Source organism: uncultured Victivallis sp. (assembly GCF_944391105.1).
GTDB lineage: Bacteria > Verrucomicrobiota > Lentisphaeria > Victivallales > Victivallaceae > Victivallis.
On sequence record NZ_CALXSK010000020.1, the window covers coordinates 14,802 to 40,496 of the forward strand.

Genomic DNA, 25,695 nt, shown 5'->3' on the forward strand with positions numbered 1-25,695 from the left:
TCGACAGTCGATGAAATCAGGGAAACCAGCTGCCGGAAGCGGCGGAATAAGGAGGTCGATCATCCCGCGCGGAAGAATTCCCCGCGGGACGCCGTGACATTGCTGGAGAGTTCGTAAAAAATCTTCAGACGGGAAGAGACTCTTGTTCCGCTGCGGAACTTGGTTTCACGACAGCCGGGGAAGATCAGGCTTGAAAAAAGGTTCCGGTCGATTGTTCAAGAGATCCCCGCATAAAAAAACCGGAGCGGGAAATCCCTGCTCCGGTTTTGCTTTTTCTGGAAGCTCTAACTCAGAAATAATTCTGACCGAACTTCGGAACTCCGCGATTCTGCTCTTCCTGCGGATAGAACGGCGTCCCATCCGGTTTGACCAGCTTGCAGGTCAGGAAAACCAGCAGATTGCGTTTTTCCGCATTGGTGTAGCGGGACTGGAACAACCGGCCGATGAAGGGCAGATCTCCAAGCACCGGGATCTTGTCGTAAACGACTTCCGTAACATCGGAAGCGACTCCGCCGAGCACCACAGTATCACCGTCATAGACCGTGATCACGGTGTTGATTTCACGACGATCAAAAATCGGCATCTTGAAGTATTCATCATCATCACCGCTGTCGTCACCACCATCTTCATTGGCATTCTGTGCACGGGCATCAAAGATCATCCAGCCGGAGAAGGTCTGAATCGGGAACACCACCGGTGCAGTGATGGTTCGACGCTCACGATCGATCTCCGGAGTGATATCAAACACAATACCAAGTTTGCGTGGCTCAGACTCGAACTGCGGCTGAGGATCTGCACGAATCGTACGCCAGCTCGAAGAGGTCTCGTTCGTATCCCCGGTGCTGTTGTTCGTATCCAGGTCAACGGTCTCCCACTCTTCCGGGAAGTAGCGTTCGGTGACCATCTCGATGTGCGCCGTTTGCCCCGGAAGCGTCGTGACACGCGGAGACGCGAGCACATCACCGCTGTCCGCCCAGTTCAACGCGAACATCGAACCGGTGACACGGGTACCATCAGAATTTTCCCAGACATAGGAGAACGTGCTGTCCGCAAGCGGATCCCGCGCGGCAGTCGTGGCATCCCCACTGTCATCGCGGTAATAACGCATCAGCTCATTGGAGCTGTTCCCCATTTTGACCGTATGCCCGTCCGGGCTCAAAGTGTCGCGGTTGTTGATCGCGAGCTGATAATTAAACGCAAGTTCCTTGAGGTTCGTCTGAGAGATCTCAATAAACTTGATCATGATCTGAACCATCGGCTCCTGCTGATCAAGCACCTCGTTGATTACCGTTTCGACGGCGCGAAGATTTTCCACCGTATTGGTCACAATCAAACGGCTGATCCGGCTGTCATACACGATCGAAGAACCGACCGGGAACGGAATGGCATTGTCTCTTTCGAAATAATTTCTCAGAGCCGCGCTGTCCTCACCACCTCCATCGATGGAAGAAAGCGCAGACTGATCCACCGGGAAAATCCGGGTTTCCATTTCATCAAGCGCAACATTCTGCGGAGCGAGCACTACCGCATACTTCTCAACCCGGTAACGCATATTGGCGTTTTTGCAGAGGCTGGCAATCACCTGCATCAGGGTAAGGTTGTTGGTCACGAGACTGACCGGACGCTCTTCAAAGGGAATGGCATCCGGATCCGCATTCGGATCGGCGTTGGGATCCACGTTGAAATTAGCATTCGGGTTCTGAGGGAAATTCTGCCCGGGGTAGGGCTGATTGTTCTGCCCGCCATAAGGATTGACCGGCGTTCCATCCGGCCCGATCTCCCCGGACTGCTGCCGCAGAGCAGAATCATCGTAAGTGCGCAGAACAATGTTGACCCCGAGACGTTCCGGGTCAAGTCTGCGACTCTGTTCGCTCAGATTCCGGATCGCCGAAGCGATCGACACATTGTCGAAATCAATGCGCGGAATGATGATCGAATTCAGTTTCTTCTCAAGAGCACTCTCTTCCTTGTCAACTTGCTCAACGGGACCGTCAAGCAGAAGATCCGTGCCGACTTCACCGTCCGAATCCGGCGTGATCGGAATAGCAAACTTCCAATTGACCTCCGAAGTCATCTTCCGAAGTGTGTTGGAAAAACGGATCTTTCCGATACGGCCAATCTGCGTATTGGTGGCCAGAACATTCTGCAAAGCATCCGCATTATAGGGGTCGATCAGCAGAACTTCCTGAAATTTGCGCAACGCACGGGAAAATTCCCCCGCATTGAAAAGTTCGCGCCCCTGCTGGAGAAGCACCTGAATGTCATACTCCTCACGCGAATAATTGGGGAGCAATTTGCTCACCGCAAGATCCTCACGCTGCGCGGCCGCAGCCTGGCGCTTCCGGTAATGCGCAATCTTGGCCTGAAGAGCATCCCGCTCTTCCGGACAATACTTGATCGCTTCTTCGCAGAGCTTGATCGCCTCTTCAAAATCCTGTGCGACGGCACGCTCGTCCGCTATACGCATCGCCTCATTGGCCTTCTCAATATAGCTCTGCTTGATCATCCGCTGGCAGTACGCTACCCGCTCGCGGAACTCACTGGTGCTGAACTGTTCGAACTTCTTCTGCGCCTGAATGTAACAATCGCGTGCCTGCTCGAACTTTTTTTCCGTCAACAACTTATTTGCACGGATAACCAGGGCGTTCGCCTCAGTTTCCACAAGCTGCCTGCCAACGTCATACTGATTGCTCACAACCCGCATTTCAGGCGTGACGACCGGAGTCGGCGAATCCGCCGCCTGCGCGCCCGACATGCATCCGAAGCCGAATGCAACTGCCAGCCCAAGTAATTTTGACTCTCTATTCAACATATCTTTATGCCTCCGGCGTTAATTTTTACCGATTGAAGTCCGGCGAGCCGTTCTGCTGCCCCCGACGGATCGGAATGCCGTCATTGTTCACCAGACGGGTCGTAACGAACAGCAACAGATTGTTGCGAACCGTGTCTTCCGCCTGAGTTGTGAAGAAACGGCCGATAAACGGCAGATCACCAAGAATCGGCCACTTATCCGTGCGCTTGTTGACGGCACTGTCGATCATGCCGCCGAGAACAATCGTCTCACCATCATAAACCGTGACATTGACACGAAGTTTGCGCGAGGAGATCATCGGCATCCAGACGTTGAATGTCATCGATTCCTCCACCCGTTCCAGAGTCAGCATGCCGGGAATGGGAAGACCATTCTCATCCGTCGAATTGACATAACGGGTAATTTCACCGGTCACCACGATCGGATACTCATCCTTCCCGATGAAGTTCCGGAAAACCGGGTTCACATCCAATGTGATGGTGTAGTTGTCGGGATTCACAACCGGAGTCACATCGAACGAAATACCGATGTCGTCAAACTCTTCAAAGTCCGGCGTCGGAATTGTGATCGACACTCCATTGTCGTCATCATCGATCTCATACTCTTCCCAGTCGGTCGGGAACCAGTAACTCTTGACCATCTGAACCGATGCCTTGTTGCCGCTGGTCGTCATGACCTTCGGCGCGGAAAGCGTCTCGGTCTTGGAGTTCTGACTCAGAGCATTGATGGTCAGATAAAGATTGAAAGGTACATCGGAACCGAAAATGCTCTGCTTGCCGAAAATCGCGGGGAAAATATTGAGTTTGTTAATCACCGCAGTATTGATTCCCCAGAGCGCATCGTTCGAAGTCATGCCTCGCGTATTCAGCGACCGGTTCGCACCCTGGCCGAAAGCCCATCCTTTGTCGGCGCCGGCGGTCAGAGAAGCATTGCCGTCCGAATCGAAGGTCATATTCCGCGAAACAACATCCATGGACCAGTCAAAACCAAGTTCCTGCATATCGGTCTCGCTGATTTCGATCCCCTTGATCTCAACCATGACCAGCGGAGTCTGAATCGCATCGAGCTGGCGGATCAGCTCATCGAGACGACGCAAATTTTCCAGCGTATTGCGCACAATCAACTTGCTGGCACGTTTATCATAAGTGATGGAACTTCCCTGGCCGAACGGAACGCCACGGGCCTGGAAATAACGCATCAGCGCCATCGCGGTAACCGAAGGCTTGCGGGTGGAGGCCCGGTCGAGGAAGGTCTTGGATGCCTCGCCGCCTTCTCCACTCACTCCAGACGGCGTCGGAGCGGCCTCGGGCGGCATGGCCGGCATACCACCGGCAGCCATCCCCGCTTCCGTTGCATCGGCGCTGTCATCTCCTGTGATGCTGGAGATCAGATCACCGCGGACCTGGAAGTACTGAATCTGCATTTCATCGACATTCGGTCCGACAAACACGCCCGTCGGGTCAACCCGATATTTGAGCCCCGTATTCTGGCAGACATACCGGATCACTTCGCTCAATGGAATGTGCGAAAGGTTCATCGTCACATGCGGGTAACTCTCCGGACTCCGATTGCCGAATCCATAGGAGATGTTAACCCCTTCCTTGTCAGGATCATGAACTTTGCTGCGGTTGTTCAGGTAACTGAGAACGGATTTCACGTCCATGTTCTCAAACTCGATCCGCGGAAAAACGATCCGCTCCATTTTGGCGAGCGTTCCCTGTCCCGCCGGTTCCTTGCTGATCCCCTCTTTCAGGCTGGGCTGGACACTGACCGGGAATACCGGTTCAACCCACTGCCACATGTCCGACGCCAGAATACCGGCAATATCGGCCTCGCGACGATGCAACCCGGCGGTATATACCTTCTTATAAATGTCATTCATCATCTGAATCGCATCGCGCTGGTAAGGATCGATCAGATAAATTTCCTCGATTCTGGTAATCGCCTCCTCATAGCGCTGAGCATCATAAAAAACCCTGGCCTCGGCAAGCAGACGCTTGATGGTGGCCAGATTTGCTTCATGCTGCGGATAGGAATTCGCTATACTGGCCGCCTGCCGGGTCTCGAGAGCACTCTGCCGGGTTCTGCAGAACTCGATGAAATCCTCCACCTCAACGAGCAGCGGGGAATCCCCCTGAGAACCGTCCTGCCGTTTCTCCGGCTTGGATACATCCACCGCCTCGGTCGCAAGCTGAATCGCATTCGGATACCGCTCTTCCGAAGCCGCGGTCCGGGCTTGAACCAGCAACTCCCTGCCCTGGGCCAGCTTCATCGCTTCGAGCTCTTTGAGGAAAAGACGATGCCGCTCCTTCCCGAGCGTTCCGAAATTCTGCGTGGGATCTGCAAGCTCTGCGATAACCGCCTGGAACTCCTTCTTCCCATTCTCAAAGTCCATTTTCCGGGCGGCTTCAAGCCGGGCGTCCTGCTCCTCAAATTTCTTGCGGCGCAACGCCTTCTCCTGCGCACTCAACTCGTTGTCTCCCGTTCCGGTCGTCGCGACGGCAGCTGTTGTTTCCGGTTGCTCTGCGGCGAATACTTCGCCGGGAACTCCGGAAAAAGCAACCGCGAAACCAATCGCGACCATACCCCGCGAAAACAGCTTTCGGTTTGAGATTTCCATGCTCGTTGTCTACCTTAATTTGTTAATCGATCGATCTATCTCTGAATTTCATACCTTGAAATTTCACACTTATCTGCCAGGTCTCCGTACATTTCCATAAGGCCTGTTCCCATAACCGGGATTTCCATAACCGGGATTTCCGTAACCGGGCACGCCCCCCGGCATATCCTCCCGCGGTTGCGGAATCTTCACCATCAACGCAGGCGGAATCCGGCCCGACCCGGTAATCAGCATCTTTGTTCCATTCTCATCGACCGTCGGATTCTCCGTGTTTGACGGATTTTCAAGAAGCACGGTCCCCTCCTTGATGTCAAACTCCTTGACCCGGTATGTTTCCGTTCCGGAACGACGATCGCCGACGCTGACCGTATCTCCGACCACAACCGTATATTGCCGCTTGTTGGCAACATCCTGCAACACCGCCTTGTCGGAGAAGGAACGAATTGCTTCTCCGGTCGCAAGGCGCAACGTCTGACCATTCTCGGTATTTTTCATGGTCGCGACAAAACGATCCTTCTTGTCCGGACCGGCCCCGGCCTGACGCTCGACACTTTCGATCGTAAAGTATCTTCCATCGATTTCAAGCTCCATGCCGATCGTGTAGAAATTGCTCATACCGCTAGAATCGATCTGCAATTCCCACTGCTTCGGATCATCGCTGTCCATCATATTGACCAGAACGAATTTCTCCGGCAGCACAATCCGACCGACTTCAATGACTCGCAAACGATGCCAGAGCGGCGGATGAATACGCGGGTTCCCCATATCCGTCTGCATCATATATTCATAGACATTCGAAAAACCATCCCCGTCGAGATCGTAGAAGTCGCAATCCGGATCATTCGAATTCAGCCCGTACTGCTGCCTGAGCTCGTCAGGAATCGCAGGAACGATAACATCTTCCGGCGGCTTCACAAAATTGGCGCCACCCTCCTCCTTGTTGCTGCAGAAGGGACAAACCTGCATCTCGTCCATGTATTTCCGGGGAATTAACTTTCCGCAGAAAGGACACTTCACGATTTTGAATACATATGCAAGATCCGTGTAAACCCCGCTGTCGGACTTCGAACGCGGACCGGGATTCACCCAGCTCAAACTTGTCTCCTGAAAGATCTTGTCGACGTCGAATCCCTCAGCGTTCGGATCCTGGGTCTTGTAGTCCGGCTCACGTGTCGGAATCCGGAGATGGCGATCCTGAATCTCCCCGGTCTGCTTCACGATGCTCAGCACGTGAAACATCAAACCGATGAAAATCAACAGGAGCAAAAGCAGAATCAGCTTTTCGTAGTGTTTCTTCAGAATATCCAAAATAAACCTCCGCTTTCACTAAATTCCGCTGCCGGATTCCATGATATATTCCACGTCGATGATCGCACGGACAAGACCGTTCTTCCCGACTACCGGCACACCATACCCACTCCGATGATAGTAAGGAAGACTCTTCTCACGCTCAGCAATTTCCTGAGCCTGACGTTCCTCCATCTCCCGAGCCTGGCGCTCTTCCGCACTCTCACGCGGAGCGGCAGAGCCTCTGCGTCTCGTACGCGGCATTTCCGGCATGGCCATCTGACGACCTTCGACCGCTTCCTTCTCCAAGGCGAGCTCCGGCTTCACCAGAAGCAGTGCATCGTCTTCCAACTGATACAGGAATATGCTCCGAACCACATAAACCCGGTTGTCGTGATAGGCCTGATCCAGAATTCCAACCAGTTTCCGGATGCTTTCCATCGTCCCGGTCACTTCGATCGAATAATGATAAACATCGAAACTGCCTGTCTTCTCCGGCTGCACCGCACGCTTGCGGAACGATACAAAGCTGGTGATGCCGGACTCCGTCGACCGCTTCACAATATCACTCAAAATTTCCCAATGCTGAGCGATCATCGGGTAGTTGTCCGTCTGATAGTCGTTCTGGGAACCTTCTCCCCCACCCATGACTCCGGGCCCCATCCCGGAACTGCCGGACGAGGCGGCACCCGATTCAATACCTTCAAACGAGAACGAAAAGAATGTCGCCTCCTCCGAATCGAACTGAATCTTATCCTTCGTAAGTTCCAGCATTCCGTTGCGGAAGTTGGTCATCATTCTCAGAAGATTTTCCGGTTTTCCTCCCAGTTTGCGCTGAACGCCCATCGCACACTGGAAAACCTCGTCGATATTGCCGTCATTGATCGGCTCGGCAGTCGCTTTCTCCGCGACCGACCGGAAAACCCGCATCGCCTCATCCCAATTACGGAAATTGCGTTTGAACAAACTGTAATTCAGCTCCTGTTCGGCAAATTTGTCATTCTTGGTCCATTCCGCAGTGAACTCTTCCTTGAATTTCTCAAGCGTAACTTTCTCTCCATCGGTTCTGCGCAGCACCGAGATGAACTGCTCAAGCGCCGGCTGAAGCGGATGCCCGAACGGCTTGCGGATCTGCGCCGCCACCCGCTCGTAAAGTTTACGGTCCGTCTCAATCAGAGGGATGTTCCCTTCCACCGGCGCCGGAGTCTTCTTAATCAGATTCGCAATCTCCTCGCGCAGATTCTCCGTCTGCGTGATATAACGCCACATCTGAAGATACTGCATCGTCGTCCAGACCAGAAGCCCGATCGTCGCGACAAGGGAAATTCCAAGGACGATAATCAGCACCAAATTGTTTTTTACAAATCTATTCACTGTCGTTCTCCGTCCTATTTCCTGATCGGTTCCTTAAGTTTCACAAGAATCTCGAAAGAGCTCAGGTTATACTCCTTCTCCGGAGTGAACTTAACCAGAGAGGAACCTCCTTCCCGATCCTCAAAAAAAGTCGAACCTTTCAGTTGATTCAGAAACTGCTCTTCCAGAAGATCCGTCTCCAGAATCAGTGTGTAACCGATCAATCGAAGCTGTTTGACTTCCGTGATATCTGCCGGCGACGGCGGAAGATTCGACTCGGGGCCGGGCATCCCCATCCCCATCGCACCAAACGGATTCCCGCCGAAACCGGTAAACTCACCCCCGGAAGAACTCGAACCATCATCCGACGGAACCTCGTCCCCAATGCCTTCCAGACTCGCCACCCACATCGTATCCGGCATCTTCTGCTCAAGCTCAGTCAGCATATTCGTCCACTTGCCGCGATCCTGCAGGAACTGCATCGGCTCTTCAAAAGAGCTCTTGGCGGAATTCATCTGGCCGTACAGCCCATCCACCTGCTTGACCTTCTGATTGGTCTTGTCAACTTCGATCTGCACACGATCCACACGCTGCCGGTCGAAGTTCAAACGCTTGTTCACTCCGTAAGAGAAGATTACCAGACACGCAATCAGCGAAAAAGCCGAAATGTAAAAATACGGCTTCTTCCGATTCAGTTCCACCTGATTCCGGATCGATGCAGGAATCAGAGAAATATTGATCGGACACTGCGTTACACTGCGCAGACTCATACCGATCAACTCCTGGAACATCGGAGCAATCGCCTGCAACGCCTCCTTGTCAACCCCTTCCTCAATCGTAATCGCACCGAAGGTGTTCAGATACTCCACCGGCAAACGGAGTTTCTCATGGAAAAAGTCCGTAATGTACAACATGGTGGAACCACCACCCGAAAGCAGAATCCGAGTCGGCTGATGTCCGCCATGCTGCGATCTCCAGACGTTGATCGAACGACTGACTTCACCATGCAGACGCGTCATGACGTTACGCGCAATTTTGGAAATCGTCGCGGCAACTTCGGACTCCGGTTCCTCGTAAGCTCCGCCAAGCGCAACAAATCCGTGCCGGTGCTTCAGCTCCTCCGCTTCCGTAAAGCCGATGCCGAACTCCTTGGCAACCTGCTGCGTGATCGTATCTCCGCCAATCGGAATCGGACGGATGAAAACACGATTCTGATCGGAAATCATCAAATTCGACCCGCGACCGCCAATATTCAGAATCAACGCACACTCATCATCATGCAGCTGCGTTCCCTTTGCCGCATTGAACAAAGCTACCGGCGCAATCTCAACGGAAAGAATCTTTTTCCCCGAATCTTCGATCACATCGGTGTAACGAACGATCTGGTCGGTCTTGACCGCGACAAACAGAGCCTCGTACTCCTCATGATCCTCGGAGATCTCAATCGTGCTGCCATCCTCCTGGATCTCGCTGCGCAAATCCGACCAGGCATGCCGAATCAACTGGTAATCCCACACCACCTCGCTCATCGCATAAGGAACCGTCTGACGCGCCTCGTATTCCACCACTCGCGTGATCGCGCTCTTGTTGCCGAGCAGCAGCGGCAGCTTGCTCAATCTGGAAAAAGAGGACTGCCCGGATAACGAAAGTCGAACCTGCTTTGCTGTGAAATTGTTTTCCGCAAGCATTTCCAGATAGGCCTCGGCGAAAGAGGAATCCTCCCCCTCGCGCTCTTCCAACTTGCGAAATGCGAACTTGCGGAGCACTACTGCCCCGCCGGGCGGAAAGACGAATTCGGCCATTTTCAAGCTGTCGCCGCCGACGTCAATCGTTAAAACCGTGTTCTCTTTTGGCATTTTAATGATTGTTCCACATGTTCCGCACCGGATGGCATTTCCCGGTACCGTTTATTAAAAATTATATATCCCGATTACTTTTCGCGAGCACCTGCCGAACCGCCCGACTTGAGCAGATCGTATTCATCGATATTCAGAAACGCCCACGGTGTTTCATTGCGGGGGAGAATCGCTCCGGAAATCTCCGTCACGACACCCCCGTTCAACTTCGCAAAGTAATCCGCACATTCCGCATCCGACAATCCGCGTTTCCCATAATACCCCCGGCCGATCACGGTTCCGGCACGATCCTGAAACAGAACTTCAATCGTAAACGTACTGCCGGTATTGACCGTACTCGCACTTCCGCTGCTCGGAAGATAACGGTCCAGAAGCTGCGGAGGAATCATCATCGTGGCAATGTGCTTGCGACCGTCCAGAGGAACCGTCCAGAATCGACTGACCCCGCTGAAATAAAATGCCCGCGACTTCTCGTCGCTCTGCCCGTTGAACACGGCACGCACGGTCATGTCCACATCATTGATCCAGGCATTCCGCATGGACTTGGGCGCCACGGGAGTGTAGTCCACGGTGATAACCAGCCATTTGTTGCGCCAGGAGGCGCTGGTCGAAGGGGTGCCGTTACTGCTGGTGTTGCGGAAATTCGGCGGGTTTATGGAACTCAGGCTGATCTTAACCTTCGTAAACATATCCTCAGCCGCAGCAGCACACAGAACCGCCATGTCGGATAGCAGCAACACGGCGACGCCAACCAGTAACAGCCACTTTTTCATAAGAATATTTCCCCGCAACCCCGTGTTTACTGTTGTTTATCTTCCACCGGGACTTCCGCCGGCGGCGCTTCCACCACGGCTTCCGGCGCATTCTGCACCACTGCACTTTCCAGCTGACGCGTCACATCGGAAGCAGAATTGTTGTCGCGGTAACCGTGACCGATCAGCGACGCCAGAATCAAGGCAAGCAGAAAAAAGACTCCCGTCATGATCACGGTCGCCTTCGTCAGATGACTGCCCACCTGCGCGCCGAATACCGATTCACCGATCCCGCCGAAAGCAGCCCCCATGCCGCCGGACTTCGACGGCTGAATCAGAATGATCCCGATCACCAGCAGCGAAATTATCGCCACAAGCACGTAAAGAAATACGATCATGTCAATCGCGCCTTATTTTTCTTCGTTGGTTTCAGAACGAGGGAACACAGAACTACCCGTGTTCCCCATTCCGGGTCCGGTCTAACATTAGCGCTCTTCCCGGAAAAAGTCAACCCCTTTTTCAGGAATCCACACTAATATTATCAATTATTTTCCAAAAAAAACGGAAAAAATCAACCGATAAGGGCATTGTGAATCAATTTGGAGAAGCTCTCCGCCACAAGAGCCGCTCCACCGATCAGACCGCCGTCGATGTTGCGCTGAGCAACGAGCTCCTTCGCGTTCTCCGGCTTCATGCTCCCGCCGTACTGAATCCGGACCCCTTCGCCGATCTCCTTGCCGAACATGTCATTGAGCGTCATGCGAATGTAGTTGTGGGTCTCCTCGGCCATCTCGGGAGTGGCGGTCTTGCCGGTGCCGATCGCCCAGACCGGCTCGTAAGCGATCACAACCTTCGCCATCTCCTCCTTGCTGAGCCCCGCGAGTCCGCCTTCGAGCTGCGTGAACAGAACCTGCTCCGTTCTGCCGGCCTCACGATCCTCAAGCATCTCACCGACGCAGACGATCGGCTTGAATCCCGCGGCGAGCGCAGCCTTCACACGCTTGTTGACCGTCTCATCGGTCTCGCCGAAATACTGACGCCGTTCGCTGTGACCGATGATCACATACTCCACGCCGAGCTCCTTGAGCATGTCGGCGGCAATCTCACCGGTAAAGGCTCCATTCGCGGCCCAGTGGATGTTCTGCGCACCGAGCTTGATGTTGCTGCCCTTGATCGCTTCCGCGACGGCGGCAATCGTCGTGAACGGCGGGCAGACGACGATATCGGCCTTTTCGGCCGGGACATCTGCGACCAGCCCCTTCAGCGCCTCCACCAGAGCTTTCCCTTCGGCGGCGGTCTTGTTCATCTTCCAGTTTCCAGCGATAATGACTTTGCGGCTCATACTTTTTCCTCTCTATGTTATATGGAATGTGCCATGACAATAAAATGCCGGTAAGAAAAATATCACGCCGAAAAGCATTTTGCAACTCTTAAGGCGTTGTACATTCGGGATTCATCGTTTTTTTACTTGGGAAATCCGAAGTGTCACTTCTTTTTGACGGCAACTGCGGTCGCCGTCTGGCTGCGCCGCCAGAGAATCCAGAGAGAAAAAGCGCCCGTCGAGGAATCCGTGATCTGGATATCTTCCACATCCGCCTTCATCTGCCGGGCCCATCCCTTGAGCATTCCGGCCGTATACTTGTTTTCGATCCGGTTTCGGAAGGTCGTGTAGTCGCGCCGGTTCGGACGATTCGGATTGCCGCTCCACAAAGGAATATAATAGAACAGGAAAACTCCCCAGTTGCTCCCCTCCAGATTCGCCACAACCCGGGCGCCGGTCGAACTGGTCTGCCCCTCCACCGGCGGCAGGGATTTCACAACCGAAGTGTTGCAGCCCACACCTCCGGCCAGAACCGCCGCGGCCGCCAGAACCGTCAAAAATACGTTCCTCATGGGATCCTCCCTCTGTTCTCTCTGATCATGATCTTTTAATTTAGACGGCCAACGTGGAATTTGCAAGTTTTTTCCCCCGCTTCCCCGCCGTGGAATCCCGGGAAAAGCCCCGTAACCGAAAACAAACATCCTCTTCACGAAACGCTCGCAAAACACCACTACATTATACGCAAATCCGTTCAATTAGAAGAAAGGGAATCCGTATGAATCGATTTCTCACGGCAATCGCCACGGCGGCGGGGATTCTGCCCCTCGCTCTTTCCGCAGCTCCACCGGACTCCAATACCTCAAGAACGATCCGCCTTGTTCAGGATGACGCACAGGAGTACATGGCTTCCAGGGTATACAAACTCCGTTACCTGAAAGCCAACGACGTCACTCCGTTTCTGCTCGGCGTGCTCAAGCGCAGCAACACCCAGTCGACCGTCAACCGCATCAATTACAAGGCCGGCAACGAACAGCTTCTGACCGTGAGCTGCCCGGTCCGTCTGCTGCCTTATGTCGACGATATGCTCGAAAAACTCGACCGCTCCTCCCGGATCGAAGGTCGCGCGGAAGGCGATCCGATCCGCGGAACCGGAATCATCCGCCGCGTCTACCCGGCAAAATTCCGTTCCGCCCAGACCATGGTCGATGTCATGACCGGAACCGGTGTCAACGGCGGCGTCGACTCCTTCGTCGGATATGATCCAACCACGAACATCATCTACTGGAAGGATGATTTCAACAAAAGCAACGATCTCATGAAATACCTCGCGTGGCTGGATCGACCGATTCCGATGATCAACCTCGTCTTCACGGTCTACGAAGTGCGGGAGAGCACGTTACGCGATCTCGGAGTCGATTATCTGAGCTGGCGCAACGGCCCGGGGCTCGATCTGCTGCAGATCGGATATGAAGCGATGAGCCTCGATTCGGCGGGAACGGCGGCGCTTTCCGCCGCCTCGGGCGGATTCGGCGGATTCCTTATCGCACCGCAGTTCGACGCGAGTTTCATCCGTGTCCTGGAACAAAACGGCAGAGCCGACATCGCAAACAGCGCGGTTCTGACCGTCGCAAACAGCGAAAGCGCCAGCTATTCCGCCGGTTTTTCCCCGCAGTCGCAGGCGATTTTCAAACGAAACAACGACCAGCTTCAGGTCGGAATCTCCGGCGTCGGCATGAAGGGCGGAGTTCAGCCCCCGGAGTCGGCGGAACAGGCCTCCAATCCGCTGTTGAACGGCGATGAACCGCCTCCGCCGCTCTCGCTCACGGTCACGGCCCCCCGGATCAACCTGCGAGGCCCGGCCAACAGCCGCACCGGGTTGCCGGAGGAGGAGCCCGCCAGGCAGGCCCTGGTGACGTTCCATTATCTTGTCCGCACCGCCGACGTGGTCGAACGCAACAACTACGGAGCGGAACTCGCGGAAGTCAGCACTGTGACCGGAGAGTGCAATCTGCTCTCCGGCGGGGAGAAGCTGCTCGCCTCCTGGAGTCGGGAAAGCGAAGTCGAGCAGACGATCGGCGTCCCGTTCCTCATGGAGATTCCGATCCTCAAATATCTGTTCAGCACCACTACGCTCAACCGGGAAAAGAGCTTCTTCTTTCTCACGGCGAAGGGAGTGCTCGTACATCCGGACAGCCCGCCGGCCGAATCCGGCGGCGAACTCAAATCCCTCGATGAACTGATCCCGCAGAATGCCGCACGCTGAATTCAGGAGAGAAAACATGTTTCAAAAATACGCATCCGTCGCAGCGCTCACTTTCGCAGCACTTTCTCTGGCCGCCGCCCCAGGCGATTCGGCTTCGGCCCCGTTTTATACCGACAGCTCGCTTTCAGGAGCCGTCGATGTTGCCACACGCTCCAGGCCGTCCCCCGGCACCCCGCGCAATGAAAACAATTCCGACACCGCCAGCTACATGGACACCCAGGTGCAGGCGCAGCTCCGGGTCGATCTCGACGAAAAGGTCGGCGAAGTTCATTTCATCCGCGACAACAACGATCCGAAAGTCGTGACGAAAACCTATCTGCTCAAACATGCCGAACCCTACGCGTTGCGCTCCTATCTGCGCGAAATGGTTCAGACCCGCCGCGTCACCGGCAGCGACACGGCGGTCGAATGCCTGAAATTCGAGGACGGAACCGGCGTGCTCTTCATCTCCGCCGAAGAGTACCGCTTCCGGGACAATGAGAACGGCATGGGAATCGATGCGATCGTGGAGCGTCTCGACCAGCCGGGGCTGCTGAACAGTTCGGGCCAGCCGAAATATGTCTACTTTCCGGCCAACGTTCCGGCAAGCGTTCTGGAAAAGATGGTCCGGCATGTCGGCATGAATGTCTCCGGAGACACGGCCGAACTCATCGGAGGCAAGGACAAGGTGAAGCTGGATCCCGACCTGAACTGCCTCTTTTTCAACACCGCCGGGTACTCCCGCAAAAACATCGAGGAGATGCTCCGCCGTTACGACGTTCCTCTGCCGGAAATCCGCATCCGCTTCCGCGTCTACGAACTTTACGCCGAAAACGACGAAAAACTCGGAGTCGATTTCCAGTCCTGGAAAAACAACGACGGGATGGACCTTTTCAGCGCGGGCGGCCGCTATCGCGACAACTGGGCGGCAACTTACGGCGGCACAATGTCGCGCCCGCAGGGTTCGGAACGTACAAGTTTCTATCACTTCAATCCGAAGTGGAACACACGCTATCTCGATTTTCTCGCGAGCCGCGGCAAAGCGAAAATCACCCATACCGGTGAAGTCACCGTCCGGCAGAATTCCGAGAGCTCGCTCGAACGCAAGACCCAGCTCTTCTCAATCGATACAACCGCTCCGGCGTCTGGAACGCAGGAGCAGCCGGACGGAACTCATGCGCAGATGTTCGACAACATTCTGTCCGCATTCGGCAAGGCCCCGCAGGAGACCGGAATTGCGATCGACAAGGCCAATCAGCAGAATGTCACGCGCGATCCGGACTCCTACGGGTTTTCCATGACCGTCAAGGCCTCCTCGATCGCACCGGAAGCGGCCGTGCTGAAGCTCACGCTGAACAACTCCTCCCTCATCGGGTATCAATCCTCGGGTGCGCCGCGCATTCAGGAAGGGAATACGATCATGACCGATGTGATGATCTCCACCGGGCGCAACTGTTTTGTCGTCGGCGGGTTGGAGAAGCGGGAGGTCGTCCGCGGGTCAACCGGGATTCCATTTCTCAAGGACATTCCACTTCTCGGCTACCTCTTCCAGGTCGAATCCGAATCGACCCGCAAATCGCAGATGGTTCTGGTCGCCGAGTGCGAATATCTCCTCCCCGACAGCGCCATGCCGGGGGAAACCGCCGAGCGGATCGGCGGAATCCGCGACTCTCTCGCAGATGCGGGGAACAACAACCGGCATTTCTTCCGTCAGCACGGTCTTGACCGGTGATCACGATCCGCGGCTTATGATGAAAAAACGGCGGAGCCGGAGTTTCCGGTCCGCCGTTTCCCGTGCAGAAACGAACTACTTCTTTCCTTCCGGGCGCTTCGCCTTTTCCGGAGCTCTGCGGTGTTCGACCCGCTGCTTCAGCTGCTTGAGAAACTCCTCCGGCTGCTTCATCGATTCCAGACTGCGGTTCAGAAACCGGACGGAACGCTCCAGCGCCTCGGCGCGTTTGGCCTCTTCGCCCTCTTCCGGAGCGCTTTTCGCCTCCTCAAGAGCCTTCGTCTGACGATCGAGCGCCGACTGGAACACGGCCCGGAGAGACTCGATCTTCGCGGTCACTTCCGGCGTGACGGCATCCGCTTTCAGGAGTTCAAGCGTGATCTCGCGGACCTGACGACCCTCTTCCGGAGTCAGGGCCCTTCCGAACCCGCGTGCTCCGGCAGCGTCCCGGCGACCCGGCTCCGGACGCTTCCCGTCCGGGCGACGGCGCTCATCCGGACGCATGTGTTCGGCCCGCGGCCGCCCCTGCGGCTTTTCCCGGCGGGGACGAAGCAGACGCTCAAGCTGGCGATCGATCTCCTGATCCTTGTTTTCGAGTCGCTCTCTCTCGCGGGCGAGTATCTTCTCGGCCCGTTCGATCGCGAACTTCTGCTGCAGTTCAAACCGTTCGACAAGCTGCTCCTTCAGGGCGGCTTTCGTCGAATCGTTCGGCTCCGCGCGGTAGGCGGCGAGCGCTTCGGCTATCCTGGAATTGAGTTCCTCGATCTTCATGCGCTGCTCTTCATCCATCCCCGGCGCGCGGCGAATCCGTTCCGGACGCGGCAGCCGTTTCTCCGGAGCGGAACGTTCGCCGGGCGGCGGGGGCGGCAACTCTCCGGAATCGATTCTCTCATCCGGCGGCGGGGGCGGCGCCTCATCCGCTGCAAAAGTTGAGAACGGGGTCACAGTGAGCGAGAAGGCCAGCGCGGCCAGCGGCAATGTCCATTTTTTTGTCATAATCTCCACCTCTTTCTGGGATTTGAGGCCCCCTCTTCCGGGCCTTTGCTTGATTAACGCGACGACGACGCAAAATATTGTATCCGATCTGAATTTTCGCTCTAACTTTCGAATTTCGAACGATCCGGCACTTTTCCGAAATGTTTCCGTCATTTTCCCGTCATTTTTCCGGAGGAAACTTTCTTCCCCCTTGTCATCCCCGTCCGGTTGAAATGCGCGGGGAAACGATTATCTTGCAGTTTGGCCCGGTTCAATTCAACTGCAAACGTCAGAAACACGTTCCGTGAAACCCGGTGTTTCGAGGCGAAAAGTTGACAAATGTTCCGATGGGGAGAGATCCGTTTTCCATCCGGCTTCGCTCCCCGACGGCGCATACGGAAAAAAGAAAACGGGAAAACAACCAACGGCTCAAACGGCCGAAATAACGGAGAAAACCAGCAATGGAAAACGAATCAACTCCTTCAACCGAAATTCCGGACGATCTCTGCGCCCATGCCGGACGGGCCGTAAATGTTCTGACCGTGGAACGGGCGCTGATCCGCCGCTTCACGGATCTGCGGGTTCTCCCCGAATACGAACGCATCCACTACGGCGCGCTGGAACCCGACGAGGTCGGAATCACACTCGGGCTCCAGTGCTGTCGCCGCGCCTCCACATCCGGCGTACTGCGGCTCGAATTCACCCTCTGGGGAAGAAGCTGCCGCGCCGAGGAGTTCCGGTCGCGATTCCGCAAACTGCCCGGAAAACTGCCGAAAAACGGCTGCAGAATCGATCTCCCCGGAGGATCGCGTCTCGCCTTCTCCCGCCTGACAGCCCCGCACGGCGCGCTGTTCGAACCGGAACGGCTGCTCGGAATTCCCGTGCTGAACGGAATCCTTTTCCTGACGGCGGAACTCAATCTGCTCGAATCCTGTTTTCATGCGAAGGATGCGCCGGACATAAATGATCTCGTGGTCGAGGAGAGACGCCTGCCGCTGCTCGAACTCGAACGCACCGCAGGCGAATATCTGCGCCGGAGACTGCGCAAACCGGTCGAGGTGGAACTGGACTCCCTCTCGCCGCTGCGGAGACGCGGCGGTGCGGAACTCCGCCTCAGGGTGGCCCTGCCGGGAACCGATCCGGAAGCGCTCGCCGCAAGGTTCCCGATCCTCCGGCCGGAATTCGAAAATCCCGCCGACGCCCCCTGGCCATGCTGCCGGACAGCGTCCACAGGGACTATTTCACACTGCTGTGCATTTACGGCAGCGAATGAGCGATCAGTTGCGCCTCCGCCTCAGTCAAGCCGAACCGCCGGGAAAGTTCCGCCTCCCACGCAGCGTCATCCGCCCGAAGCAACTCCTCCGCCTCCGCCTCCGAGAGCGAAGGGAACGGCAACGTCTCCAGATCCCTCCGCAGGATTTTGCAGGTTCCGAACCGCTTGACGTAAAGAAACCCGATCAGCCGGGAGTTCAAATAGCGCGCAACCAGTTCGATCGGCCATGACGGCAGCCGGGGAATCAGCACGTTCGCGCTGTTCAGCGTAAGCCGTCCTCCCCGGTCCACGGCACACACCGGACGCCGCGCGATAAACCGGTACACAAGTTTCGGAACCATATGGTAAAAGCGGAGCGGCGCACTCTGCTGCAATCTCCCCGGACGCAGAAAACAACGCGGCTCACGCAGGCAACCCGGCAGAACATCTCCGCCGCGCAGAATCGGTTCCGCCCCCGGCTCCGGCACAAACGTCAACAATCGGGCGTTGTCGCCCGTGACAATTCCGAGCGCCCAATCCGCATTTCCGGACAGCGTAATTCCACCGCAACGGAAAATCTTTTCCACCACGGCCCGCTCCTGCGCCGTCACCCCGGTCTCGATGGCGCAATCGGCACGTTCAGTCACCAGATGCTGCGCCCGTTCTTCCCGGCCGGAATCATGACGAATCGTAATGTGATGTTCCGCCGGCGCGGGGGTACGGACCGCGTCGATCCGCACCACCGGAGTGAAAACACCCGAAAACCGCCGGCCGAGCAATTCGATCACATCAATTCGGCACGATTCGAGCAACTTCCGTCGCAACGGCGCATGAGCGGCAATGTTCAATACAGCCTCCGGAAGCAGAAACGACATCCGTCCACCGGCCTTCAGAAAACGCAGCGCCTGATGAATGAACAAGGAAAAGCTCTCCTCTCCTTCCGACGCCGCTCCTCCCCAGGGAGGATTTGTCGCGACAAAATCGAATGTTCCATATTCCGCCCGCAAGATCCGGCCGGTAAGCGCATTCCCGCGAAAGATCCTCGGCGTGAACTCCTCTCCGGGAAACGCCAGCAGAACATTGATTCTCGCAAGTTCCACGGCGATCGGATCGCAGTCGATTCCGTAAATCTGTTCCGCCCCCAGCCCGAGCACCGCCGACGCCCGCACCAGATAGTGGCCGCTGCCGCAGCAGGGGTCGAGATAACGCGTCGCACCGCATCCGAACGACAATGATTCATCCACGAGCGCGGTCGGCGTATAGTAGGTTCCGCCGACCGCCCGGCGGCCGATCGAAGAGAGCGCCTGATAGAGCTCCCCGAGCGATTCACCATCTTCCATCTCCGGCAGCGTGCGCAGAAACCGCAGCATCCGCTCGTCCAGCGGACATTTCAACCGGGAACACCACCCGGCCATCACGGCCGCAACCGATTTTCGAAGAAAAACAAATTCGCCCTTCTCCTCCCGGAATTCCGCCTCTCCTTCCCTGCAGAGCCGCTTCAGGACCGCTGCATACATCGCGCTCTCCAACGCGAGGTGAAGCGAGCGGAAACATCCGACGGCCTTCCGGAACCGTCCGCGATTCAACCGCGCAACGGAACGGCTCTTGTTCGCCCGACGGGTCAGTTTCGCCCCCTCGCCATCGCGGCGCGAACGCAGAAATGCCGCTACCGTCTCCGGCGCAAACCGGAACGGTGCGGCCTCGGCCGGAACCAGCAGCCCCAGGCGCGTCCAGTTGTGCACGGTCGCCCGGCAGACGCCGAGACGGGCAGCCGCGTCCCGCAGGGAAATCAACTCTGTTTTCTTTTCCATGCCGCCTATCATATCACTTCACGTGGAAATAGTCAACCGGATCCGCAAAAAAAAGCGGTTTCGCATTCCGCAAAACCGCTTTCCATGGATTCGGGCTGTGCCCGCTTCTCCGTGTTATTTGTCGGAGAGCGCCACCACGCCGGGAAGCTCCTTGCCCTCGAGATACTCGAGCGAAGCACCGCCGCCGGTGGAAATGTGGCTCATCTTATCCGCCAGTCCGGACTTGTTCACCGCCGAAACACTGTCTCCGCCGCCGATGATCGAAACGCCGCCGTTGGCTTTGACTTCCGCAACCGCCTTGCAGACACCGAACGTGCCGTTCGCAAACTTCGGCATCTCAAAGCAGCCCATCGGCCCGTTCCAGACCACGGTCTTCGCATTCTTAATCGCATTGGAGTAGAGTTCGATGGTCTTCGGACCGATGTCGAGGCCCATCCAGCCGTCCGGAATGTCGTCGCCGACGATCTGCGTATTCGCTTCGGCGTCGAACTTGTCTGCCGCGACGTTGTCGACCGGCAGCAGGAAGTTGACCTTCAACTCCTTCGCCTTCGCGATCATCTCTTTCGCATAATCAAGCTGGTCGAGCTCGCAGAGCGAGTTGCCGACATTGTGCCCCTCCGCTTTCAGGAAGGTGTAGGCCATGCCGCCGCCGATGATGAGCGTGTCAACCTTGGTGAGCAGGTTCTTAACCACAGCAAGTTTATCCGAAACCTTCGCTCCTCCGAGAATCGCCACGAACGGACGGACCGGATTCTCGACCGCGCTGCCGAGGTAGGCGATCTCCTTCTCCATCAGGAAACCCGCCACCGCCGGCTTCAGAAACTTCGTGATGACCGCCGTCGAAGCGTGAGCCCGGTGCGCCGTGCCGAACGCGTCGTTGCAGTAAATGTCACCGTAGGAGGCGAGTTTTTCCGCGAGCTTGAGCTGTTTCTCCTTCATCGCGGCCTTCTTCGCCTTGTACTCCTCGTCGGTCATGTCGTCCTTCTTCTTGACCTTGCCCTGCTCCTCGGCGTAGAAGCGGGTGTTCTCAAGCATGACCACGTCGCCCGGCTTCATCGCGGCGACTTCCTTGTCGGCATTCGCACAATCGGGAGCAAACACGACCGGTTTGCCGAGCATCTTCGACAGATATTCCGCAACCGGCTTCAGGCTGAAATCAGCCTCGTAGCCCTTCTCGGCAGGACGGCCGAGGTGGCTCATCAGCACGAGGCTGCCGCCGTTGTCGAGCACGTATTTGATCGACGGGAGCGCACCCTTGATGCGGGTGTCGTCCTTGATGACCCCTTCCTTGATCGGCACGTTGAAATCCACGCGCATGACAACACGCTTGCCTTTGAGATCGACGTCGCGAAGTGTTTTCTTATTCATGATATTTCCCCCTCAATAGGTTTGACATGTTCCTGCAAAAAGGGCGGGCGGCCTATTACCACCCGCCCTTTCAGGGAATTACATTCAGATGTAATTACTTGGCGATGACGCGGACCATCTCCAGAACCTTGTTGGAGTAGCCCCACTCGTTGTCATACCAGGAAACGACCTTCACAAAGGTCGGATCCAGCGCGATGCCCGCCTTGGCGTCGAAGACGGAGGTCTTCGCTTCGCCGCGGAAATCGGTGGAGACCACGCACTCGTCGGTGTAGCCGAGAACACCCTTGAGCTCGCCTTCGCTGGCTTCCTTCATCGCCTTGCAGATCTCCTCGTAGGAGGCCGGCGTCTTGAGTTCGACGGTCAGGTCGACGACCGAAACGTCGGAGGTCGGAACGCGCATCGACATACCGGTCAGCTTGCCGTTCAGCTGCGGCAGAACCTTGCCCACGGCCTTCGCGGCGCCGGTCGAGGACGGAATGATGTTCTCGAGGATGCCGCGGCCGCCGCGCCAATCCTTCTTGGACGGGCCGTCGACGGTCTTCTGGGTCGCGGTGGCGGCATGGACGGTCGTCATCAGGCCGCGGACAATGCCGAACTTGTCATCGAGGACCTTGGAGATCGGCGCCAGGCAGTTCGTGGTGCAGCTGGCGTTGGAGATGATCGCCTGGCCGGCGTAGGTCTTGTGGTTCACACCGTAGACGAACATCGGGGTCGCGTCCTTCGACGGAGCGGACATGATGACCTTCTTCGCACCGGCGGCGATGTGCTGCTTGGCGAGCTCTTCGGTCAGGAAGAGACCGGTGGACTCGACGACGACTTCCGCGCCGACTTCGTTCCACTTCAGATCGGCCGGGCTCTTCTCGGCGGTCAGACGGATCTTCTTGCCGTTGACGATCAGCATATTGCCGTCAACCGCGATCTCCGCGTCGAACTTGCCGTGAACCGAGTCGTACTTCAGCATGTAGGCGAGATACTCCGGATCGAGCAGGTCGTTGATCCCGACAATTTCAATATCGCTGCTGAAATTCTGGACTGCGGCACGGAAAACCATCCGACCGATACGACCGAAACCGTTGATACCAACTTTGATCATTTTGACGTTCCTTTACGTTGATGTTAGGGGTCAAGTATAAAAGTATCGATGTTCTGAAATATAGCCCCGTTTTTGGAAAAGTCAAATCGTTCAACAACTTAATTCCCCTCTTTTGCCGCAGTTTCCCCCGGTCCGGCCAGTTTCCGCGTGGCGCGGACGATTTTTCATGCTATATTAAAAGCGGGGAATCCCGCCGGAAACGCGCAAATGCCGGGCTCCGGCAACTGAAATCAAATCCGACGGAGAACATGCCGATGAAATTCGATCCCGCCACGATCCGGCGCTTTCTGCGCGACAACCGAATTCTGATCATTCTGCTCGCGGTCGGCTTCCTGCTGCGGCTCGCGGTTGCGCTGCCGGGTCTCTGCAGCGATCCCGCAACACGTTTTTCCAGGCCGGACACCCGGGGATACCTCGGACCGGCCGAAGCGCTCGCCGTCGACGGAAGCTATCTGGACGAACCCGGCGGCACACCGAACTGCGGACGGGCGCCGGGATTCCCGTTTTTCGCCTCGCTCGTTTTCCGGACAGCGGGGAGCGACAACATCGCTGCCCTCGTTCTCGCGCTCATCATCACGGGGACGCTGATCCCGCTGGCGGTCTACCGGGGGGGAACGGTCTGGGCCGACCGCCGCACCGGATTGTGGGCGTGTGCGCTCACTACGCTGAACCTGACCATGATCGCCCAGTCGCCGATGCTGCTCTCGGATACGTTGTTCGGGCTTCTCTCCGCCATCGTAATTGCTTGTTACGGGGAGTTCTACCGCAGGCGGGACATCCGGTTCTTCGCGCTCGCGCTCTTTCTGGCGGGCGTCGGCGCCCTGATCCGCCCGATCAACTCGGTCTGGCTGCTCCCCGCCCTCTTCCTGCTCGCAGTCATGCCGAAACTCGACTGGAGACGGAAACTGACGGCCGCCCTGGCCGGAACCGCCCTCTTCCTGCTTCCGCTGCTGCCGTGGATGGGGCGCAACGCCACCCTCGGCGCAGGGTGGTCGATCGATACGAACACCGGCGCCATGTACCACCAGAACGGCGCCATGCTGCTGGCCAAGGTCAACGGAACGAGCTTCGAGGCCGAAAAAGCGAAGATCCTCGCCGAACTCGAAATCGAATTTTCCGACACGGAAAAGTATCCCGACATCAAAAGCCGCAGCGACTACCGGCTGAAAAAATTCCGGGAACTCATCTTCGCCCATCCGTTCGCGTGGCTTCCGCAGCACTTCCGGCCGCACATCCTCCTCCCCGATGCGCCGACTTTCTTTGAGATTCTCGGCGTCACCAGCGCCGGGCGCGGAACCATGGATGTCATGCAGAAAGAGGGGCTCTTCGCCGCGGTCAACCACTATTTCGGCGGGAAACTCTGGGTGCTGCTGCCGGTTGTTCCGTTGCTCGCAGTCACGCTTTTCCTGTATCTGCTTGCGGCGTGGAAGCTCGTCGACTGGATCGTGCATCTCCGGCAAAACTGGTACTGGCTCTTCCTTTTCCTCGCCTTCGTCGAATACTATTTCTTCCTGCCGGGCCCGATTGTCGCACCGCGTTACCAGCTCCCGGCGCTGCCGTTCCTCGCGATTATGGCCGCCATGCAACTCCCCGCGCTCGGCCGCCTCCTGAAAAAATGCCGAAAAAAAACGAACGGCGCCGCCCCGCAGGGAGCAGCGCCGCAGAATCCGGCATGAAGAGCCGGTACCGTACGCGTTACGCGCAGAACAGGAAGTAACGCGCCATGATGTAGATCGAAGCAAGCACCATACTGCCCACAGCCACCGGAACGCCATATTTCAGGAAGCCCGTGAAACTCACGCTGTGGCCGTTTTTCCCGGCGATTCCGACGGTGACCAGGTTCGCCGCCGCACCGACCAGAGAAGCATTTCCGCCGAGGCAGACCGCCAGCGCCAGCCCCCACCAGAGCAGCTCGCTGCACGCCTCATTCCCGCGGAACGCCGGCGAGGCGCTGATGAACGTCGCAACAACCGTCACCATCGCCGCAGTGAACGAAACGTTGTTCATGACCGCAGCCGCAATCGCACTGATCCACATGATGACGAGCACCACCACCGGAACAGGCCATCCTTCCATCAGCGACAGGAAGCTGCCGATCTTGTCCATGAGTCCGCATTCAGAAGCACCGCAGACGACGATGAACAGCGCCATGAAGAAGAAAAGCGTGCTCCACTCGATCTTTTCCAGCGCATGATCCACGTCGACCTTGCAGATGCACAACGCCAGCGCGGCTCCCGACATCGCCACCACACAGGGCTGAAGCCCGACCGCACCGTGCACGAGAAAACCGAGAATCGTCAGAATCATCACGATTCCGCCGCGGATCAGATTGCCGCGGTCCGTAATCGCCGCGCGCTCGTCGAGCTCCATGATGAGCGCGCGCTTCTCGACCGTCACGCGCATCCGCTTCGAGTAGTAAACCCAGAGACAGATGCAGTAGATCACCATCAGCACGAGGATGAACGGAGTGAGATTCACAAGGAAATCCATGAAGTTCAGATCCGCAATCGAACCGATGATCAGGTTCGGCGGGTCGCCGATCAGCGTCGCGGTTCCGCCGATGTTCGACGCCATCGTCTCTGCCATCAGAAACGGCACCGGCGGCACGTCGAGCTCGTTGCAGACGAGCAGAGTCACAGGCGCAACCAGCAGAATCGTCGTCACATTGTCGAGAAACGCCGAGAGAAACGCCGTCGCAAATACAAGCAGAATCATCGTCCGGATCGGCAGTCCCCTCGCCAGTTTCGCGCAGCGGATCGCCACGTACTGGAAAAGTCCCGTTCCAGAGAGCAGATTCACAAGCAGCATCATGCCCGCAAGCGTAAACACCACGTCGAAGTTCGAATAGCGGGCGAACGTGTCGAGCTTGTCGTAAAGCCCGGCCTTTCGTTCGATTTCACTCGGACCGGTCGCGTCCGCCAGCGCCTGTTCAGTCTCGGCGAGCGCTTCCGCGGCTTTCGCCTGCGCTCCGGCGGCCTGCTCCGCAACGGCGGCGGGGACCTGCTCCGCAACAGCGGCGGGAGCCTCCACCGCAACCGGTTCCGCGGCCTCCTCGTGGGAACCTCCACTGTGGCCGGGCCCCGGCAGAATCACAATCAGCATAAGCATCGCACCGAGCAATGCCGCAACCGTTTTATGCACCTTCTCCGATGCAATCAACACATAGGTTCCGATGAAAACGATCGTACCTATCCAGAAAATCAGGGTCGAATGTTCCATAGGTG

17 protein-coding genes are annotated in these 25,695 nt (G+C 56.8%); 3 read left to right on the forward strand and 14 right to left on the reverse strand.

The genetic code is table 11. The features are described from left to right. Positions 1-289: 289 nt before the first annotated feature. The 9 genes from Q0K10_RS07885 to Q0K10_RS07925 form a co-directional block, all read right to left on the reverse strand. On the reverse strand, positions 290-2,812 hold the full coding sequence (locus Q0K10_RS07885; protein WP_294505511.1) for a hypothetical protein: 2,523 nt from the start codon (positions 2,810-2,812) through the stop codon (positions 290-292). A gap of 25 nt (positions 2,813-2,837) precedes the next feature. Then, a complete protein-coding gene (locus Q0K10_RS07890) occupies positions 2,838-5,432 on the reverse strand; it encodes a hypothetical protein (RefSeq protein ID WP_294505514.1) in 2,595 nt (864 codons plus the stop codon). A 69-nt stretch (positions 5,433-5,501) separates the two neighbouring features. Beyond that, on the reverse strand, positions 5,502-6,740 hold the full coding sequence (locus Q0K10_RS07895; protein WP_294505518.1) for a hypothetical protein: 1,239 nt from the start codon (positions 6,738-6,740) through the stop codon (positions 5,502-5,504). 18 nt (positions 6,741-6,758) lie between these two features. Next, positions 6,759-8,093 carry a hypothetical protein gene (locus Q0K10_RS07900; protein ID WP_294505521.1) on the reverse strand — a complete coding sequence of 445 codons (1,335 nt, stop codon included), beginning with the start codon at positions 8,091-8,093 and terminating at the stop codon, positions 6,759-6,761. A 14-nt stretch (positions 8,094-8,107) separates the two neighbouring features. Further along, a complete protein-coding gene (gene pilM / locus Q0K10_RS07905; protein WP_294505524.1) occupies positions 8,108-9,928 on the reverse strand; it encodes a pilus assembly protein PilM in 1,821 nt (606 codons plus the stop codon). A 74-nt stretch (positions 9,929-10,002) separates the two neighbouring features. Then, positions 10,003-10,701 (reverse strand): hypothetical protein, encoded by a 699-nt coding sequence (locus Q0K10_RS07910; protein WP_294505526.1) that lies wholly within the window; start codon positions 10,699-10,701, stop codon positions 10,003-10,005. A gap of 26 nt (positions 10,702-10,727) precedes the next feature. After that, complete coding sequence (gene secG, locus Q0K10_RS07915) at positions 10,728-11,078, reverse strand: preprotein translocase subunit SecG (protein WP_294505530.1); 351 nt, start codon at positions 11,076-11,078, stop codon at positions 10,728-10,730. Between the two features lie 173 nt (positions 11,079-11,251). Next, on the reverse strand, positions 11,252-12,022 hold the full coding sequence (gene tpiA, locus Q0K10_RS07920) for a triose-phosphate isomerase (protein WP_294505532.1): 771 nt from the start codon (positions 12,020-12,022) through the stop codon (positions 11,252-11,254). 143 nt (positions 12,023-12,165) lie between these two features. After that, the gene (locus tag Q0K10_RS07925) at positions 12,166-12,573 is read right to left on the reverse strand and encodes a hypothetical protein (protein ID WP_294505537.1); all 408 of its coding nucleotides are present in this window, start codon (positions 12,571-12,573) and stop codon (positions 12,166-12,168) included. A 203-nt stretch (positions 12,574-12,776) separates the two neighbouring features. Between Q0K10_RS07925 and Q0K10_RS07930 the strand changes: the two genes are divergently transcribed. Both Q0K10_RS07930 and Q0K10_RS07935 read left to right on the forward strand, forming a co-directional pair. Continuing rightward, positions 12,777-14,264 (forward strand): hypothetical protein, encoded by a 1,488-nt coding sequence (locus Q0K10_RS07930; RefSeq protein ID WP_294505540.1) that lies wholly within the window; start codon positions 12,777-12,779, stop codon positions 14,262-14,264. Positions 14,265-14,280: 16 nt separating this feature from the next. After that, the gene (locus tag Q0K10_RS07935) at positions 14,281-15,975 is read left to right on the forward strand and encodes a hypothetical protein (protein WP_294505542.1); all 1,695 of its coding nucleotides are present in this window, start codon (positions 14,281-14,283) and stop codon (positions 15,973-15,975) included. Between the two features lie 75 nt (positions 15,976-16,050). Here the strand turns inward: Q0K10_RS07935 and Q0K10_RS07940 are convergent, their stop codons facing one another. The 4 genes from Q0K10_RS07940 to gap form a co-directional block, all read right to left on the reverse strand. Then, the gene (locus tag Q0K10_RS07940) at positions 16,051-16,968 is read right to left on the reverse strand and encodes a hypothetical protein (RefSeq protein ID WP_294505545.1); all 918 of its coding nucleotides are present in this window, start codon (positions 16,966-16,968) and stop codon (positions 16,051-16,053) included. A 1,236-nt stretch (positions 16,969-18,204) separates the two neighbouring features. After that, on the reverse strand, positions 18,205-20,010 hold the full coding sequence (locus tag Q0K10_RS07945) for an N-6 DNA methylase (protein ID WP_294505548.1): 1,806 nt from the start codon (positions 20,008-20,010) through the stop codon (positions 18,205-18,207). A gap of 114 nt (positions 20,011-20,124) precedes the next feature. Then, complete coding sequence (locus tag Q0K10_RS07950) at positions 20,125-21,378, reverse strand: phosphoglycerate kinase (RefSeq protein ID WP_294505551.1); 1,254 nt, start codon at positions 21,376-21,378, stop codon at positions 20,125-20,127. 94 nt (positions 21,379-21,472) lie between these two features. Beyond that, the gene (gap, locus tag Q0K10_RS07955; RefSeq protein ID WP_294505554.1) at positions 21,473-22,471 is read right to left on the reverse strand and encodes a type I glyceraldehyde-3-phosphate dehydrogenase; all 999 of its coding nucleotides are present in this window, start codon (positions 22,469-22,471) and stop codon (positions 21,473-21,475) included. A gap of 254 nt (positions 22,472-22,725) precedes the next feature. Between gap and Q0K10_RS07960 the strand changes: the two genes are divergently transcribed. Continuing rightward, complete coding sequence (locus Q0K10_RS07960) at positions 22,726-24,147, forward strand: glycosyltransferase family 39 protein (protein ID WP_294505557.1); 1,422 nt, start codon at positions 22,726-22,728, stop codon at positions 24,145-24,147. Between the two features lie 19 nt (positions 24,148-24,166). Here the strand turns inward: Q0K10_RS07960 and Q0K10_RS07965 are convergent, their stop codons facing one another. Continuing rightward, positions 24,167-25,690, reverse strand: coding sequence for an ArsB/NhaD family transporter (locus Q0K10_RS07965; RefSeq protein WP_294505560.1), 1,524 nt, complete (start codon positions 25,688-25,690; stop codon positions 24,167-24,169). Positions 25,691-25,695 lie beyond the last annotated feature (5 nt).

Excerpts from the sequence above, each read along its gene's own strand:
- Q0K10_RS07885 (WP_294505511.1), bottom strand. The coding sequence starts at position 2,812 with ATGTTGAATAGAGAGTCAAAATTACTTGGGCTGGCAGTTGCATTCGGC.
- Q0K10_RS07890 (WP_294505514.1), bottom strand. The coding sequence starts at position 5,432 with ATGGAAATCTCAAACCGAAAGCTGTTTTCGCGGGGTATGGTCGCGATT.
- pilM (WP_294505524.1), bottom strand. The coding sequence starts at position 9,928 with ATGCCAAAAGAGAACACGGTTTTAACGATTGACGTCGGCGGCGACAGC.
- Q0K10_RS07910 (WP_294505526.1), bottom strand. The coding sequence starts at position 10,701 with ATGAAAAAGTGGCTGTTACTGGTTGGCGTCGCCGTGTTGCTGCTATCC.
- secG (WP_294505530.1), bottom strand. The coding sequence starts at position 11,078 with ATGATCGTATTTCTTTACGTGCTTGTGGCGATAATTTCGCTGCTGGTG.
- tpiA (WP_294505532.1), bottom strand. The coding sequence starts at position 12,022 with ATGAGCCGCAAAGTCATTATCGCTGGAAACTGGAAGATGAACAAGACC.
- Q0K10_RS07925 (WP_294505537.1), bottom strand. The coding sequence starts at position 12,573 with ATGAGGAACGTATTTTTGACGGTTCTGGCGGCCGCGGCGGTTCTGGCC.
- Q0K10_RS07930 (WP_294505540.1), top strand. The coding sequence starts at position 12,777 with ATGAATCGATTTCTCACGGCAATCGCCACGGCGGCGGGGATTCTGCCC.
- Q0K10_RS07935 (WP_294505542.1), top strand. The coding sequence starts at position 14,281 with ATGTTTCAAAAATACGCATCCGTCGCAGCGCTCACTTTCGCAGCACTT.
- Q0K10_RS07940 (WP_294505545.1), bottom strand. The coding sequence starts at position 16,968 with ATGACAAAAAAATGGACATTGCCGCTGGCCGCGCTGGCCTTCTCGCTC.
- Q0K10_RS07945 (WP_294505548.1), bottom strand. The coding sequence starts at position 20,010 with ATGGAAAAGAAAACAGAGTTGATTTCCCTGCGGGACGCGGCTGCCCGT.
- Q0K10_RS07950 (WP_294505551.1), bottom strand. The coding sequence starts at position 21,378 with ATGAATAAGAAAACACTTCGCGACGTCGATCTCAAAGGCAAGCGTGTT.
- gap (WP_294505554.1), bottom strand. The coding sequence starts at position 22,471 with ATGATCAAAGTTGGTATCAACGGTTTCGGTCGTATCGGTCGGATGGTT.
- Q0K10_RS07960 (WP_294505557.1), top strand. The coding sequence starts at position 22,726 with ATGAAATTCGATCCCGCCACGATCCGGCGCTTTCTGCGCGACAACCGA.
- Q0K10_RS07965 (WP_294505560.1), bottom strand. The coding sequence starts at position 25,690 with ATGGAACATTCGACCCTGATTTTCTGGATAGGTACGATCGTTTTCATC.